This is a genomic window from Mycoplasmopsis lipofaciens ATCC 35015, assembly GCF_000686585.1.
Lineage (GTDB): Bacteria > Bacillota_I > Bacilli_A > Mycoplasmatales > Metamycoplasmataceae > Mycoplasmopsis > Mycoplasmopsis lipofaciens.
In genome coordinates, this window is the sequence record NZ_KK365990.1 from 1 (window position 1) to 16,014 (window position 16,014).

General features: G+C 25.1%; 17 protein-coding genes. 16 read left to right on the top strand and 1 reads right to left on the bottom strand.

The window, feature by feature from the left end; translation table 4 throughout:
• The 3 genes from T388_RS03920 to T388_RS0102855 all read left to right on the top strand — a co-directional run.
• A partial coding sequence (locus T388_RS03920; RefSeq protein WP_027120794.1) for a hypothetical protein occupies nt 1–3,339 on the top strand: 3,339 nt, incomplete at its 5' end.
• Between the two features lies 1 nt (nt 3,340).
• Nucleotides 3,341–4,423 (top strand): zinc-binding metallopeptidase family protein, encoded by a 1,083-nt coding sequence (locus tag T388_RS0102850; protein ID WP_027120795.1) that lies wholly within the window; start codon nt 3,341–3,343, stop codon nt 4,421–4,423.
• A gap of 85 nt (nt 4,424–4,508) precedes the next feature.
• A complete protein-coding gene (locus T388_RS0102855) occupies nt 4,509–4,736 on the top strand; it encodes a YneF family protein (RefSeq protein ID WP_027120796.1) in 228 nt (75 codons plus the stop codon).
• Between the two features lie 100 nt (nt 4,737–4,836).
• Here the strand turns inward: T388_RS0102855 and topA are convergent, their stop codons facing one another.
• Nucleotides 4,837–6,678, bottom strand: coding sequence for a type I DNA topoisomerase (gene topA / locus T388_RS0102860; protein WP_027120797.1), 1,842 nt, complete (start codon nt 6,676–6,678; stop codon nt 4,837–4,839).
• A gap of 198 nt (nt 6,679–6,876) precedes the next feature.
• Here topA and rpsF point away from each other — a divergent pair, with 198 nt between their 5' ends.
• The 13 genes from rpsF to tilS all read left to right on the top strand — a co-directional run bounded on the left by rpsF (nt 6,877) and on the right by tilS (nt 15,981).
• Complete coding sequence (gene rpsF, locus T388_RS0102865) at nt 6,877–7,344, top strand: 30S ribosomal protein S6 (protein ID WP_027120798.1); 468 nt, start codon at nt 6,877–6,879, stop codon at nt 7,342–7,344.
• A gap of 24 nt (nt 7,345–7,368) precedes the next feature.
• Nucleotides 7,369–7,851: a single-stranded DNA-binding protein gene (locus T388_RS03750; protein ID WP_051586203.1), complete on the top strand. Its 483-nt coding sequence runs from the start codon at nt 7,369–7,371 to the stop codon at nt 7,849–7,851.
• A 10-nt stretch (nt 7,852–7,861) separates the two neighbouring features.
• Nucleotides 7,862–8,119 carry a 30S ribosomal protein S18 gene (gene rpsR, locus T388_RS0102875; protein WP_027120799.1) on the top strand — a complete coding sequence of 86 codons (258 nt, stop codon included), beginning with the start codon at nt 7,862–7,864 and terminating at the stop codon, nt 8,117–8,119.
• Between the two features lie 86 nt (nt 8,120–8,205).
• Entirely contained in the window at nt 8,206–8,661 is a 456-nt protein-coding gene (locus T388_RS0102880) for a Sua5/YciO/YrdC/YwlC family protein (RefSeq protein WP_027120800.1), read from the top strand.
• A gap of 46 nt (nt 8,662–8,707) precedes the next feature.
• Entirely contained in the window at nt 8,708–9,010 is a 303-nt protein-coding gene (locus T388_RS0102885) for a holo-ACP synthase (RefSeq protein ID WP_027120801.1), read from the top strand.
• Nucleotides 9,011–9,021: 11 nt separating this feature from the next.
• Complete coding sequence (locus tag T388_RS0102890; RefSeq protein WP_027120802.1) at nt 9,022–9,780, top strand: lysophospholipid acyltransferase family protein; 759 nt, start codon at nt 9,022–9,024, stop codon at nt 9,778–9,780.
• Nucleotides 9,764–10,528, top strand: coding sequence for a segregation/condensation protein A (locus T388_RS0102895; RefSeq protein ID WP_027120803.1), 765 nt, complete (start codon nt 9,764–9,766; stop codon nt 10,526–10,528). Before T388_RS0102890 ends, T388_RS0102895 begins: the two co-directional genes overlap by 17 nt.
• Nucleotides 10,518–11,099 (top strand): SMC-Scp complex subunit ScpB, encoded by a 582-nt coding sequence (gene scpB, locus T388_RS0102900; protein ID WP_027120804.1) that lies wholly within the window; start codon nt 10,518–10,520, stop codon nt 11,097–11,099. The genes T388_RS0102895 and scpB overlap by 11 nt, the downstream gene beginning before the upstream one ends.
• 49 nt (nt 11,100–11,148) lie before the next feature.
• The gene (locus T388_RS0102905; protein WP_051586204.1) at nt 11,149–12,030 is read left to right on the top strand and encodes an RluA family pseudouridine synthase; all 882 of its coding nucleotides are present in this window, start codon (nt 11,149–11,151) and stop codon (nt 12,028–12,030) included.
• Nucleotides 12,030–12,332: an Asp-tRNA(Asn)/Glu-tRNA(Gln) amidotransferase subunit GatC gene (locus T388_RS0102910; RefSeq protein WP_027120806.1), complete on the top strand. Its 303-nt coding sequence runs from the start codon at nt 12,030–12,032 to the stop codon at nt 12,330–12,332. The genes T388_RS0102905 and T388_RS0102910 overlap by 1 nt, the downstream gene beginning before the upstream one ends.
• The gene (locus T388_RS0102915; RefSeq protein ID WP_027120807.1) at nt 12,332–13,663 is read left to right on the top strand and encodes an amidase family protein; all 1,332 of its coding nucleotides are present in this window, start codon (nt 12,332–12,334) and stop codon (nt 13,661–13,663) included. The genes T388_RS0102910 and T388_RS0102915 overlap by 1 nt, the downstream gene beginning before the upstream one ends.
• Nucleotides 13,656–15,080 carry an Asp-tRNA(Asn)/Glu-tRNA(Gln) amidotransferase subunit GatB gene (gatB, locus tag T388_RS0102920; protein ID WP_027120808.1) on the top strand — a complete coding sequence of 475 codons (1,425 nt, stop codon included), beginning with the start codon at nt 13,656–13,658 and terminating at the stop codon, nt 15,078–15,080. The genes T388_RS0102915 and gatB overlap by 8 nt, the downstream gene beginning before the upstream one ends.
• 1 nt (nt 15,081) lies before the next feature.
• The gene (gene tilS, locus T388_RS0102925; protein ID WP_027120809.1) at nt 15,082–15,981 is read left to right on the top strand and encodes a tRNA lysidine(34) synthetase TilS; all 900 of its coding nucleotides are present in this window, start codon (nt 15,082–15,084) and stop codon (nt 15,979–15,981) included.
• The last annotated feature ends 33 nt before the right edge of the window (nt 15,982–16,014 follow it).

Below are 16,014 nucleotides of genomic sequence, written 5' to 3' on the forward strand. Positions count from 1 at the left end.
AATGAAGATTTACAATCAGTTGTTGCTAAAGTTATTAAAAAAGCTTTTAAAGAAAATGCAACTCTATCACAATTTGTTGAAGGCATTGAAAATGATGAATTAGAAACATTTATTCTAGCTTTAACTAAAACATTAAAATCTGTAGATGATAACTTACTTATTTCTCAAAAATTAAGAGATGAAATTAAACTAGAACTTAACAAACCATTAAGTGATATTTCATTCAACAAAATAGTTGAAAATCTTAAAACTTATTTAACAGCAAAATTTGATAACGAACATGCAGAAATCAATATTATTAATTTATTAAAATTAGTAGCATCAAGTGATGTTGTTTCAAATCAAGTAGTTTTACAAAAAATAGTTAAAAATATAATTAAATATCTTTTATCACAAGACAAAAATATATCTAAATTAGTTGAATATATTTATTCAAAATTAAATGCTGAATCACAATCTCGCATTAGCGAAGAAACTATAAAAGGTTTTATTAATAGATTACTACAACAAAATGAATTTGACAATTTATTAGATTCTCTTATTTATCAACTGGTTGTAAAATTGCCACTAATAAATAATGATATTAATTCATATTTCGATTTATTAAAATTGTTTGCTTCTAATTTAATTTATACTAACTTATATACAAATATTATTAATTTAAATAATTACCTAAAATCAGATAGCACTATTGTTGATTTATATAATGATTTTATTGTTTCTAAATCAAAAGGCGTTCTCAACGGCATTGAATTAAGTGAATTTATAAATGTTATTAATGTAATTTTAGAAAATGAAAAATTCAAAAAAATAGGAAATGATTTTGTTAATCAAGTTGTTTTTAAAGACGGTAATAATTTTGATTCTTTAAAAAACATTAAAGAATTATTTAAACAATGAATTATTCAAAACAAAAATAGTTTAAGAATACAAATATCGCAAATTGCAAAAGAATTAATTATTCAAAATGATTTCAAAGAATTTATTACTACTATTTCATTTAATTTAATATCTAAAAATGCGATTTTATCAAATAATATTAAGAAACCAGATTTCAAAAAATTAATTAAAGCATTTTTAACAAAAATAAATGACTTTGATAATCAATTTAATTTATTTGATAATTTTACAAATAGTATTATTGAACAAATAGAAATAAATGGATTTAATATTCATTGAGACGAAATAGTTCAAAATTTATTTGCACCATTATTTAATGAAAATAATTGAGAAACAAATATTTTAAAAATTATTAAATTAATTACCAATGACGATTTGTTAAGTCAAAATATTGTGACAATCAAGCAATTGATTAGTAATTTCTTAGATTTATTAGTTCAAAATAATAATTTATCTAACAAAATATACGAATATATACCTGAAAAAATTAAAAATAAAATATCAACACATCTTTCAGAATCTGATTTTCATAAAACTTTACAAGCTTTATTTACAAATAAAAATAGTATTAAGAACCTAATTAATTATCTTTTAGATGTGGTTGTTGCTAATATTAGTGATTTTAGAAATTCAGAAAATTTAGTTCAAGTTCTAAAAATAATTTTGAATGACAATCAAAAAAGACAAGATATAAAAGATTACTTACAGGCAATTATTAGCGATTTGATTAGCATCGATGAAGTAAAAAATTTGATAAAAGGTTTATTTGTGGATAATGTTGCGCCTTATAATATTAATCCAAACAGTCCTGAGAATGAAATGCTAATAAATGATGTATTAAACGAATTACCAAGTTTACTTGATAATCTTGGAATAATTTCAAGTATGCTTAATAATATGAATAACAAGTTGGATAACTATTCTTCATTATTAGAAATTTCTAATCATTTATCAGACTTTTTAATTGACAAAGAATTCTTTAAAAATTATTCATTTATAAAAACTATTTTAAATAGTAACATTATTAAAAAGCATAAAGATACCATTAAAAATGATATAAATGCGGTTATTATCGGAATTACTTCTAATGATGATTTAGTTGAAAAATTTATAACTGATTTTGGTTTAAAATCGTTGGTAACTGATCTAGGTTTAACAAACGAACAATCAACAAACTTATTTAAAGCAATAATAAAATCAGCAAATTCTAGAACTATTTTAGATACAATTGTTGGAGAAGTTTTAGATAATTCTGATCAATATGGTAAATTAAATACATGAACAGAAGCAATTAATAAATTTTTTAATTCATCACAAAAAGATAATATTAAAGCAAGCTTAAAACAATTGTTAAAGGAAATATTTACTAAAAATACTGATGTTGCGTATTCTATTGGAAAAATTCTTGCCAATTCATTAAGAGAAAAACACTATAATTTAAATCAAGCAGATGATATAAAAATTCAAAAATTTGTTTTTGAAATTGGAAAAGCATCGTTTAATACCCCAATTATAAATGATGTTGTAGATAGTATTTTTGATCTATTTAAGAATTTTGAACAAATTGGAAGTAATAATTTTTCAGAAAAATTCCAAAAAGCTATTATTAAAGGTGCAACAAAATTCATAAGTAATAGTGATGGTGTTGTAGAACTTTCAAAAATATTTGAAAAGAATCAACTTTTCAGACAAATGTTTTCTGAAATTAATTCACAAACTTATGTCGACTTTATTAATTTATTATTTAAAGCATCGCCTCCAAATACTGATTCAGGTATTTATAACTTTATGTTTAAATCAAATAATAATCAAAATTCTAATTTCAAAGTTGGCTCAGGAATTTGAGGTATTTTACAAGGTAAATTTGGTGAATTAATATCTTCTTTTGTTAGTCCACTCGTTAATTCATATTTAAATGAACTAGCAACAAGTAAAAATGTTTATAACAATATTAACGAATTAAAATCAAATTCAAGTGGATATCAAGCGATATGACGAATGTATTCATTTTTAGCAGGTATTCTTTATTCAAATACTCCTTCTGGTTTATTCTGAAATGCAACTAGTTTAACTGCAGAATCATATTTGATGCAAGGTTTTGTTAAAGCTTTTGAAGATAATAAAAATAAATATAAAACTCAATTAATAAATAAATATAAAAATAATTTGGATGTAATTGGTTTTAATAATAATTATACATTTAGTGATGTATATTTATCGGGTTATCAAGTATTAACATCTAAAAACTGATGAGGTAGTGTTACCAAATATAATAGTAGAAGTAATTCTTTATCAAAATCTTTTTATGGTCGAGATCACACACTAATTTATATTTATTATCAAAATAATAATGACATCAAATATAATAGAAATAAAAAGTTTAGAGATGTTTTAATTACGGATATGATAAATGGTTATCAAAGAGTTGAAGGAAATTAATATGACAAAACAAGAGTTTAAAAATAAATTAATTCAATATATGGAAATTGAATCAATGAGTAGAAATGAAGCAAAAATTTCAGAGTTTTTGATTAGTAATATTGACAAAAATAAGTTTGAAATATCATATGATAATTTTGGTTCACTTATTTTATTTAAAAAATCAATTAAACCAAATGCTCCGAAAATTATGATTGCAGCGCATATGGATGAAGTTGGCTATTTAGTTAAAAACATTTATGATAATGGCCAAATTTTATTAAGTCCAGTTGGAGGAATTTGACCAACAGTTGTTATAGGAACTAAAGCAACACTTGTTACTAAAAATAAAAAATATTTTGGAGTATTTGGTCATACATCTATTCATATTATGGAAAAAGATAAAATAGCTAAATCTATTACTAATAAAGAACTATATGCTGATTTTGGTTTCAAAAATAAAGAAGAAGCCATAGAAAAAGGTGTAGAAATTGGCGATAAAGTTTATATGTCTGGAGAAACTATTCATTTCGATAATCCAGATCTTATTGGTGGTAAATCAATGGACAATAGAGCAGGTGTTTGTGTTCTAAATTACATTGCAAATAGTGTTGCAAATATCAATTTGGATGTTGATTTATATTTAGTAGGAACTGTTCAAGAGGAAGTTGGTACAAGAGGAGCTAAAACATCTGTTTCACTTATTAATCCAGATATCGCCATTGCATTAGATACAACAAGTAGTCATGATACTATTGGAACTATACCTGGAACTACAAAATTAGGTGATGGTGCTGCTTTAAGAATTATGGACGGAGATATGATGGCTGATCCAAGATTAACTGAATTTATTTGTCAAATAGGTAGAAAATACAATATTAAGCATTATAAATTTATTTCAATGGGTGGCGGAACTGATGGTGCTGAATTACAATATGCTCAGGGTGGAGCAACAACAATAACAATTTCTTTACCTCAACGTTATTTACATTCTCCAATCGGAGTTTGTGATATTAATGATTTAATTGCAAGCGGTGAATTACTTATAAAATTAATTCAAAATTTAAATTTTGATATTTACACAGAATACATTAAGTATAAATAAAAATGTTTTTTAATTAAAATGACTAAAATATAGGGCTATATGTTAAAATTACTATTATAGTTATATATTAATAGAAGGAGAAAATATGAGTTTAGGAGCATGAATTGGCATCGTTATTGCTTGTTCAATAATATGTGCTATTGTTTTTGGATTTGTTGGTTTTTTGATTGCAAAAAAAGTTTTTGAAAAACAACTACGTGAAAATCCACCTATTACTGAAAAACAAATTAGAGTTATGTTTGAACAAATGGGACGTAAAGCATCAGAAACACAAATACGTAACATTATGAGAAATATGACTAATGCTAAATAATTAAAATTAATAATTTTAAAAACACTATAAAACAGTGTTTTTTTATTTTAAATTAAACGCAATAAAAACTAGAATCCTTAATAGCTTCTAGTACAAATTATTATTTCTTTTTGAATCATCTGAATTTAGATGATTTTTTATTTTCTATATTTCTAGTAAAACGACATTTAGGAAAACCTTTGCATCCTACAAATTTTCCGTATTTACTATTTTTTATTACCAAAACATTTTGACAATCGGGACATAATTCATCAAGAGTCTCTTCAGCTATTGTTGTATGTTCCATTGTTTCTGTAGCTTGATCGTATGTTTTTGTAAAACGTTCATAAAAATCCTGCATAACTGGTTGAACACTTGTTTCATTATTAGCAATTAAGTCTAATTCATCTTCTACTTTTGCAGTATAACTCTCATTAATAATATTCGGGAAATAATTTAATAATTTATCTAAAACAATTCTACCAAATTCAGTTGGATGTAGAGAGTTTGCTTCATTAACAGCATACTCTCTATCTAATACAATTTTAACAGTTGAAGCAAAAGTTGATGGTCTACCAACCTTTATATTATCTAACGCCTCAATTAAAGAACCTTCTGTATATCTTGCCGATGGTTTAGTTTCATGATCGCTAAATTGATAATCTAAAACATTGATTTTTTGGCCTATTTTATAGTTAGGATCAGGAAATTCTTCTTTATCATCTTTTACAATGTAATAACCATTAAAATCTATTTTTGAAGCAGTAAGTTTAAACACCAAATCATCTTTTACAAAAGTATATGCTTTTGAGGTTCTTATAGGAGGGTTAATTAAACATTGTAAAGTATGTTCATAAATAAGTTTATAAACTTGAAATTCATAATTATGTAAATTAAATTTTTCTTTTGCCATTTCTGGTGTTAAAGTAATGTCAGTAGGACGAATTGCCTCATGAGCATCTTGATCACCAGCAACACCTTTTATATTTTTTAAAACATACTCTTTTCCATATTGTTTCTCAATATACTTATGAGCCTGTTTTATAAAATGTTCACTCAATCTTGTACTATCAGTACGTGGATAACTTATAAGACCGCCATCTCCATATCCTTCATACAGTTTTTGTGCAGCAGACTGTGTTGCTCTAGAACTAAATGGAGATTTTTTATATAAAACAGCTTGTTTTAATGGTGTCATTGATGACATTTTTTTAGTCATTTCCTTGATATCATTTACCACAATAACATGACTAGGTTCTTTTTCAATTTCTTTTTTAACATTTTCTAAATTTTCAGGATAAATTCAATCTTTTTCACCAGAAACATTTTTTTCAAAATAGATTGTTGCATAGTTACTTTCGTCTAATTTCGCTTGTAGTTTATGGTAACCACGAGGAATAAAAGCTTCAATTTCTTTTTCTCTATCAACTATTAATTTTAATGCAATAGATTGAACTCTACCTGCACTTGGATTTGTTGGAGAATTAGATAATTTTTGTTTCATTAATTTTGATAGTCTAAATCCAATAATTCTATCTAGCATTCTTCTTGCTTTTTGAGCATTAATTAAATTTTCATCCAGTAATCCAGGATTTTTTATGGATTTTAGAATTGCTTCTTTTGTAATTTCGTTGTACTTAATTCTTGAGTATTTATCTTTACATTTTAAAAATTTTACTAAATGATCTCCGATAGCTTCTCCTTCTCTATCGGGGTCAGTTGCGATATAAACAACTTCAGCATCTTTCACTTTTGCTTTTAATTTTGAAACGACATCTCTCTTTTTGGTATCTAGAATATAATGGGGTTCTCATTTTGTTAAATCAATACCTAATCCCATTTCACCTTTTGTAGTTAATTTTGCAATATGACCAACAGATGCCATTACTTCATAACCATCACCTAAATATTTTTTAATAGTTTCAACTTTATTTGGTGACTCAACAATAACTAATTTATACATACAATAAAAACTTTATCACAATTGACTTTACTTTATCAAAATTAGGAGTTATTTTTCATTTTTTCATTCTCTAACGTTACTCTAAATCAATTATTTTAGATTAATTACTATTTTATATTTAATTTATATATATAATATTACTCGAGTATTTATATATACTCCTTGGTCGTTTAGACCCTGATGTCCAAAAGGAGAAAAATGAACAAATATGAAATTATGCTTATACTTGATCCTAAAGCAGATGCAGAAGTTGCATATGATTTAGTTGAAAGTGTATTTAAAAAAACAAATGTTAAGAAAGCTCAAAAGTTAGAAAGAACTGATTTAGCTTATAAAATTAACAAATCTAATAAAGCACAATATTTCCTTTTCAACATTAATTCAGAAAGCAAAAACATTGCTGAATTTACCCGTCGTAGTAACATTCTTAAAGAAGTATGAAGATACTTAGTTATTAACCTTGATACAGAAACAGGTTATGGCAAAGAAAAAAAAGAGTACAAAGGTAAAAGAATTTATAATCAACAAAGAGCAGAAAAAATGCGTTTAAAGAAAGAAGCGCAAGAAGCTTCTGGTAATGAAGAAAAACCTAGAAGAAGAACTGCTTCGAATGATGTAAAAGATGTTAAATCAAGAACTTCAAAAGTTCAAAAAGATGCTGAATAAGCAAATATTTCAAATGGAGGAACAATGAATAAAGTATTATTAGTCGGTAGAATAGCAAATGATGTAAGGTCTTTTATGACACCAAGTGGAATCCCATATTCAAGAACAACAATTGCTGTATCTAGAAGAACTGCTTCAAGTGATAATCAAACAGACTTTATACCTTTGGTATTTTGAAGATCTAATTCAGATTTTTTAACAAAATATGGTGGAAAAGGTTCTTTAGTTTCTATTGAGGGAACTTTTACAACTAGTCAATATAAAAAAGATAATGAAATTATTCGAAATTATGAAGTAACAGTTGATAATTTTTCATTTTTAGAATCTCGTCAAGTAAGAGAAGAAAGAATGGGAATTTCAAGTGAAACATCAATTAATGTTCCAAACCAAAAAAATCAAAATACTACATCTTCAATCGAAAACAAATTCGTTGGGAAAAATGATTCGCAAGAATTGTCAGGTTTTCACAAATTTGTTTTATCAGATGATGAAGGTGACTTAGTTTAAGGAGAAAAATATGGCTCACATTCGCCCTAAAAAAACAACTTTTATTAAACGTCGTAGATGTCAATTATGTGACGACAAAATTAATTATGTTGATTATAAAGATGTTGAATTCTTAGAAAAATTTATAGCTGGTAATGGTCAAATTAAACCACATGCAGCAACAGGAACATGTGCTAAAGATCAAAGAAAAATTGCTAGCGCTGTTAAAAGAGCACGTTACATGGCTTTAATACCTTATATTAAAGAACGTGTAAGAGTAATGAAGTAATTTAATTACACAAATTTGCGGTATATCCGCATTTTTATTTTTAATTTTAGAGTTTATATATTTAGTATGGTTATATAATTTCAAATATGAATTATAGTAAATTGTTTATTTGTACAACTGATACAGTTACAGGTTTAGGTGGACCCATTGAACAAAACACATTAGATTGTATTTATAAATTAAAAGAAAGGCCTAAAAATAAAAAAATAATGATTTTGGTTGGTTCTATAGAACAAGCTAGAAAATTTCAGCAATGAAATACAACAGCGGATGATTTAGCAAAAAAATATTGACCAGGCGCTGTTTCAATTATTGCTAATAATCAAGGATTTAGAATGCCAAAAGATAAATCATTATGTAAATTTTTATTAAAGCACGGAGCTATGTATGTAACTAGTGCCAACAAATCTGGTCAAATGCCAATTGATATTAGAGATAGTTATAAAATTTTTCCAGAAATAACAAATGTTTTTATTTTTGGAAAACCTAAAGGACAAGCAAGTAAAATAATTAATTCGGATACAAACGAATGATTAAGATAAATTTAATATATTATTTTAAATATTAATTATAATAATAGAAGATATTATGTTAGGCGTTGATTTAGTAAGAATAGATAGATTTCAAAATGTTTCAAAGAATTTTGAAACAAGATTTTTAAATCAAAATGAATATAAATATTATTTAAATATTGAAGATAAATATCTAAAATCTGTTTTTCTTGCTAGTATATGAGCTATTAAAGAAGCAATGTTTAAGGCAGACAATAGCTATATAAATTTTAAAAATATTGAGTTACAAAAGATTGATGGCGCTTGATTTCATGACAAATTTTATATTTCAATAAGTCATGAGGAAAATATGTTAGTTGCAGTAGCAATAAAGAAATAAAGAGGAGTAATATGAATTTTAATTTAAAAATGGTTTTTTTATGATGACTTGTAGGTTGAAGAGCTTGAAGGATAAATAAATATGCTCGTAAATATCGTAAATTACCTGATCAATATACACCACAACAAAGAAATGATTGATTGTTGAAAAAGGCTAAAAAAGTTTTAAAACTTTTTAATATTAAATTGAATGTTGAAGGATATGAAAATTTAACAAAAGGTCCAATGTTATTAGTACCTAATCATAAAAACAATATGGATCCAATTATTATTTTAGTTGCGTTAGCTAAACAAACCGGAGATTCATCTGTTATGAATAAAATCCCAACTTTTTTAGCTAAAAAAGAATTGATGAAAAAAAGAACAACAAGAAATACACTAAGTCTTTTGGATACATTTTTTATTGATAGAAATGATTTTAGACAATCTATTGAAGCATTAAATAATTTTGGAGCATTTGTTAAGGAAAATAGAACATATGGTGTTGTTTTTCCAGAGGGAAGACGTGTTAGTGAAAAATTGGAATTAGATGAATTTAAAGCAGGTGCCTTTAAAATTGCTTCAAGTCAATATTTACCAATAGTTCCAGTTGCTATTTCTGATACAAGAGAAGCAGATAATAAAAATAGAAATAAAAAATTAAATGTAACCGTTAAATTTTTAACACCAATTAAACCAAGTAGTTTTATTGGTATGGACTTCCAAGCAATTGGAAATAGATGTAAAGAAATTATTGAGAAAGAAGTGGTTGTAAATGAAAGAAGCCAATAGTTTATATTTAACTGAAGATGGTAAATATAATATTCACCTTGAAAATTTTGGTGGACCTTTAGATGTTTTATTAGCATTGGTGCAAGATAAAAATGTTGATATTATGGATGTTGATGTTGCTGAATTAGCAACCGAATATTTAAAAATAATATCTAATTTACAAGAAAATGAAATAGATATTGCAGGTGATTATTTGGTAATGGCAGCAACATTATTAGCATTAAAAACTAAAATGCTATTGTATACACCTGAAGAAAAGCCGGAAATAGAAGAAGATAAGCGAGAAATATTACGTCGTTTATATGAATATCAACAATTTAAAGAAATTTCAAAAGCACTAAGAGAACAAGAACAATTGAGAAAAGAAATTTTTATTAAACCCGCTAGTGATATTGAGGAGTTTTTAGTTGATGATGATAAAACATCATTAGATGGTAATTCAAATCCTTTAAAATTAATTACTACATTGAGAAGGATGTTTGAAAGAACATATGCAAATCAATTGCGTAAAACTAAATTGGAACATTTTAATTTAACACCTAAAGATCAAATACCATTCATTATTAATTTATTTGAATCATGTAGCAAGGTTAATTTTGAAATGATATTTCGTCAACCTACATTAAATCATTTTGTTATTACTTTTCTTGCTGTACTAGATTTAGTTAGAAGACAAGTTATTAAAATGAGGCAAGATAAACAATTTGATACAATATTCTTTGAAAGAGGACCTGAATATGAAAAATAAAATTTTAGAAGCATTATTGTATGTACAAGGAGATGAAGGACTCACCCTTGAACAAGTTAAAGAAATATTTGGTCTAAATACAATTGCTGAGGCTAGAAAAGTTATGAATGATTTTATAAGAACATACAATGATCAAGATGGTGCCTTAAAAGTTGTAAATTTTAATGAAGTATATAAATTAGCAACAAGAGAAACTTATAAAGAATTTATTACTAAAATGGTTCAAGTTGTTAAAAAACATCGTTTATCAAATGCAGCTATTGAAGTTGCTGGAATTGTTGCTTATAAACAACCAGCAACTCGTTCTATGATAAATAATATACGTGGTGTTGCTAGTGATCAAGTTATAAATACATTATTGGCAAAAGGCGTTGTTGAAGAAGTTGGTATAAGCCCCACACCAGGTAACCCTATTTTATATGGTATAACAAATAAGTTTTATGATTATTTTAAAATTAAATCATTAGCAGAATTACCTAAATTAACTGAATTTAATTATGTTGAAGGTGTTGAAAATGAAAATGATGATTTTAATCTTTTTGATAGTCAAAGACCTGAAAATTACAATTAATAATTAAAGGTGTGCTTTTGTACACCTTTAATTATTTTCAAGGATAAAAATGTTAGAAATAAAAAATAATTGATTAATTATTAATATAGATGAATTTAGTGCAGGAATGAAAATTTTGAATGTCATTAAAAAAGTGCTACCTAATTCTTCGTTGAATGAAATTTATAAGAAGTTTCGTAAAAAGGATATTAAAATTAATAATAAAAGAGTAAAAGATTTTAATATTCTTGTTAAAAACGGCGATTGTGTCGAAATTTATACTTATAAGCCAATTAAGTTTATAGAAAATGAATTAAATGAAGTTTCTCTTAATTTCACAATAATTTACGAAGATTCAAACATCTTAATTATAAATAAACCAAATGGTTTTAGTGTTCATGGAGAAAAAAATTCTATTGATAATCAAGTAAAAAAATATTTAAATACTAATTCAAATAGTTTATTTAAACCTAGCCATGTTGGCCGTTTAGACAAAGAAACCAGTGGAATAATGATTTATGCTAAAAATCATACTTCTCTTGTTGAATTGAATAAAAAAATAAACGATTTTGAAAAAATATATGCTTTCAAATCAGATTATAATGGTGAAAATGTTTTTTTAAATATAGAAATTTTAAAAAATAAAGAAACTAATTATTTAAGTTGTAAATTAGCAGATCAAAAATCTCAAGAAACTAGAATTGCAAAAACTCAAATTTTTAAAAAAAATAATAAATATTTTGCGAGAATTTTGACAGGAAAAAAACATCAAATTAGATTATCTTTGCAATTTTTAGGCTTTCCTATTTGAGGAGATAAAAAATATAATGGTATTAAAAAAGATAGATTATATTTACATTGTTATAGCCTAACTTTCCAAAATTTGAATAATGATTTAAAATATCTAAATAATAAAAAAATTATTAGTAAAATACCTTGAAAGGAAGAATAATGAAAGAAATAACTAAAGATAAATTAAAACAAATTGTTTTATCGTTAATGATTGAACCCACCGATGAGGTTTTAGAAAGTATAATGAATGAATGACATGAAATACAAAAAGAATTAGAATTACTAAATAAAATTGATTTGACTGGTATAAAACCTTTAACTCATATAGATGAAACTTATCATGTAGATTTTTTACGCGAAGATGAAATTGATGATAGTTTTAGTATTTCTAAAACTCAAATTTTAGAAAATGCATTCAATAAAGATGAAGATTATTTAATTACTAAAAAGGTGGTGAAATAATGAATTTAATTGAAAAAGGAAATTTCTACCAAGCTTTAGAGGAATTAAAAAACGATAAAAATAATGCAGTTGCATTTATTTATGAAAATCCTACAAATAACAATGAAGGTCTTTTGAAAAATGCAGTATTTACAATTAAACAAAATTATGCAGTCGATGATTCTGTTTCAAATGCGTCAAGTAAAATAATAGAGTCATTTTGTCCATTTTATAATGCTACCGTTATTCAAAAATTAATTGATAATGGCGCTCAAAAAATTGCTAAAGTTCATTGCGACGAATTAGCTTTAGGTGGAACAGGTACTTTTAGTTCATATGGAATTATCAAAAACCCAATAGATTCTGAAAGATTAGCAGGCGGATCATCATCTGGAAGTGTTGCAACTTTTACTAAAAATATTTCATTTGCTTTAGGTAGTGATACTGGTGATAGTGTTAGATTACCAGCTAGTTATAATGGTGTGGTTGGATTTAAACCTAGTTATGGAGCCATAAGTAGATATGGCTTATATGCATATAGTTCTAGTTTGGATACAGTAAGTTATTTTACTCATAATGTAAATGATGCATTTATTATTTCAAAAGTGGTTTATGGAAAAGATGATAAAGATTTTACTTCTAAATTTATTGATGAAAAAGGTTTTCAAACAATAGAAATGGTTAAACCTCAATCTATTGCTTTGTTGAATGTTAAAGATAATTTAGATTTAACTGTTGCAAAAGAATATGACAATTTATTAAATTTACTTAAAAAAGAAAATGTACAAGTTGATTTAGTAGATGTACAAAGTGATATTCTAAATATTATTAAGCCTGTTTATGATATTATTTCTTATTCTGAAGCTTCAAGCAATTTAGCAAATCTTAATGGTATTGCATTCGGCTCAAGAAAAGAAGGCAAAAATTGAGAAGAAACAATGATAAAAACAAGAAGTCAAGGCTTTGGCAAAATGGTTCAAAGACGTTTAACATTAGGAAGTTTTTTTCTTCATTCTGCTAATCAAAAAGAATTATTTCTTAAAGCACAACAAGGTAGAAAAGTTATTAAAAATTATTATGAATCATTACACAATAAATATGATTTGATAGTATTTCCTGCAAGTGCTGATGTAGCACCTTTTTTAAGTAAAGAAAATACAAAACATGGATATATGGATTATATTTTAACAGGAGCAAACTTAGTTGGAAATCCTTCTATTTCTATTCCATGAATAAAGAAAGGACAATTACCTATCAATATTGCATTAGAAAGTAAAATTTATAATGATGCAAATTTATTGAAATATTCTTTATGATTTGAAAACTTCCTAAAAGGAGAAAAAAATGATTAATTTTGAAACTGTAATAGGCATAGAAATTCATTTAGAATTAAATACTAAAACTAAGATGTTTTCCCCTGCTGCTAATGATTTTAAAGCAAAACCAAACACTTCTTGTAATCAAATTGATTTAGGTTATCCAGGAACACTACCATTATTAAATAAAGAAGCAGTAATTAGCGGAATTAAACTAGCAAAAGCCTTAAATATGAAAATTGATGATGAATTGCATTTTGATAGAAAAAATTATTTTTATACTGATTTACCAAAAGGTTATCAAATTACTCAATTTTTTAGACCAATTGGTAGTGAAGGATTTTTAACAATTAACACCTCTAATGGTGAAAAGAAAATTCAAATTGAGAGAATTCACTTGGAAGAAGACACTGCTAGACAGCATCATGAAGAAAATGAAACCAAATTAGATTACAATAGGGCTGGTGTTCCTTTAATTGAAATTGTTTCACATCCAGTTATACGTTCGAGTGAAGAAGCTGTTGCATATGTTGATATGATAAGAAAAATAGCATTGTCTTTAGGTATTTCAGATGCAAAAATGGAAGAAGGATCTTTAAGAGCTGATATTAATGTTTCTGTTCGTCCTAAAGGTTATAAGAAGTTTGGAACAAAAGTAGAGATAAAAAATATGAATACTTTCGCAGGTATTAAAAAAGCTTTAGATTTTGAAATTAATTTGCAAATTATTCAAATTTTAAATAACCAAAAAATTCAACAACAAACCAAAAGATATGATGATTCAACACAAAGTACAGTTTTAATGAGAGTAAAGACTGGTGAGGTTGATTATAAATATTTTCCCGAACCAAATATTCCTTTTATAAAGTTATCAAAAAATTTTATTGATAGCGTCAAGTTAAATGAATTACCATGAGAAAGAGAATCAAGGTATAAAAATGAAGGAATTCAACAAATATATATTAATTCATTAGTTAACGACTTAGAGTTAGGGCAATATTTTGATTCTATTCAATGTTATGACAGGAACAAATTAAGTAAATTATTTTTTGCCGAAATTGTTTCATTAGCTAATAGTAAAAATATTCATCCTCTTAAATTAAATATTAAAAATTGTTATATTGAAGAATCAATAAAACTTTTGGATGAAGGCGTTATTTCTGGAAAATCATTTAAAAAATTAGTACCACTCTTAGTTAATTATAGTGGGGATTTAAATTCACTCATTTCTGAAAATAATTTAAAACAAATAAGTGATGAAAATTTAATTATTGAATTTTTAAATATAATTATAAAAGAAAATGAAGCAGTAGTTTCAGAATATCTAGAAAGACCTGAAAGAGTTATTAAATTTATTTTAGGTATGCTAATGAAAAAAACTGGTGGTCAAGTTAATCCAAATAAAGCAAATCAAATAGTTTTAAAAATTTTAAATGATAAATTTAATGTGTAATATGGTTAAATCTAGTAATTTTAAAAAAATATTGATCGGGGTTAGTGGCGGTCCTGATTCAATGTTATTATTATATGAATCTTTACAAAAATATGGTAGTCAAAACATTGTTGTGGCTTGTGTTAATTATAACGTTAGAGAAAATACGCATTTAGAGGTAAAAATAGTAAGAGATTTTTGTATAAAAAATAATATTATTTTTGCATTAAAAAATTTAGACAAAAACATCTATAAAAAAGGTAATTTTGAAAATTGAGCTAGATTTGTAAGATATGATTTTTATAAACAATTAGTAAATTTATATAATTTAGATGTTGTTTTTTTAGCACATCATAAAGACGATTTTATAGAAAGCTATTTTATGCAAAAAAATAGTAATAGAAAATGTTTTTTTTATGGAATAAAACAAGAAAATTTTATAAACGGTATAAAAATTTTTAGACCATTTATAAATAAGTATTTTAAAAAAGAAATTTTAGAAATATGTAAATTAAAAGATATTCATTATGCTATAGATCCTTCAAATAATTTAAATTTATATACAAGAAATAAAATCCGTAATTCTCTAAAAGATATTCCGCTAGAAGAAAAAGAACAAATATATAATGACATATTGGAAATTAATAGAAATAGTGATTTTTATGCGGTTAACAAATTATATAAATCCTGACAAAATCATAATTTTAGTCAAGAATTTTTCGTTGAATCAGATAAAAAAGATAGATTAGTTTATATGTTTATTCATAAAAATTATAAAGATATAAATTTATCAAGTTCAAAAATCAATTCTATTATTGATTGAATAGTTAGTAATAAAAATCGAACATCAAAATATTTAATCAAAAAGGATATTTATCTTATAAAAATTAAAGGTAAATTATTTTGTAGTTATATGAAATAAATACAATGCAATGTTTTATAAATATAACTCTTA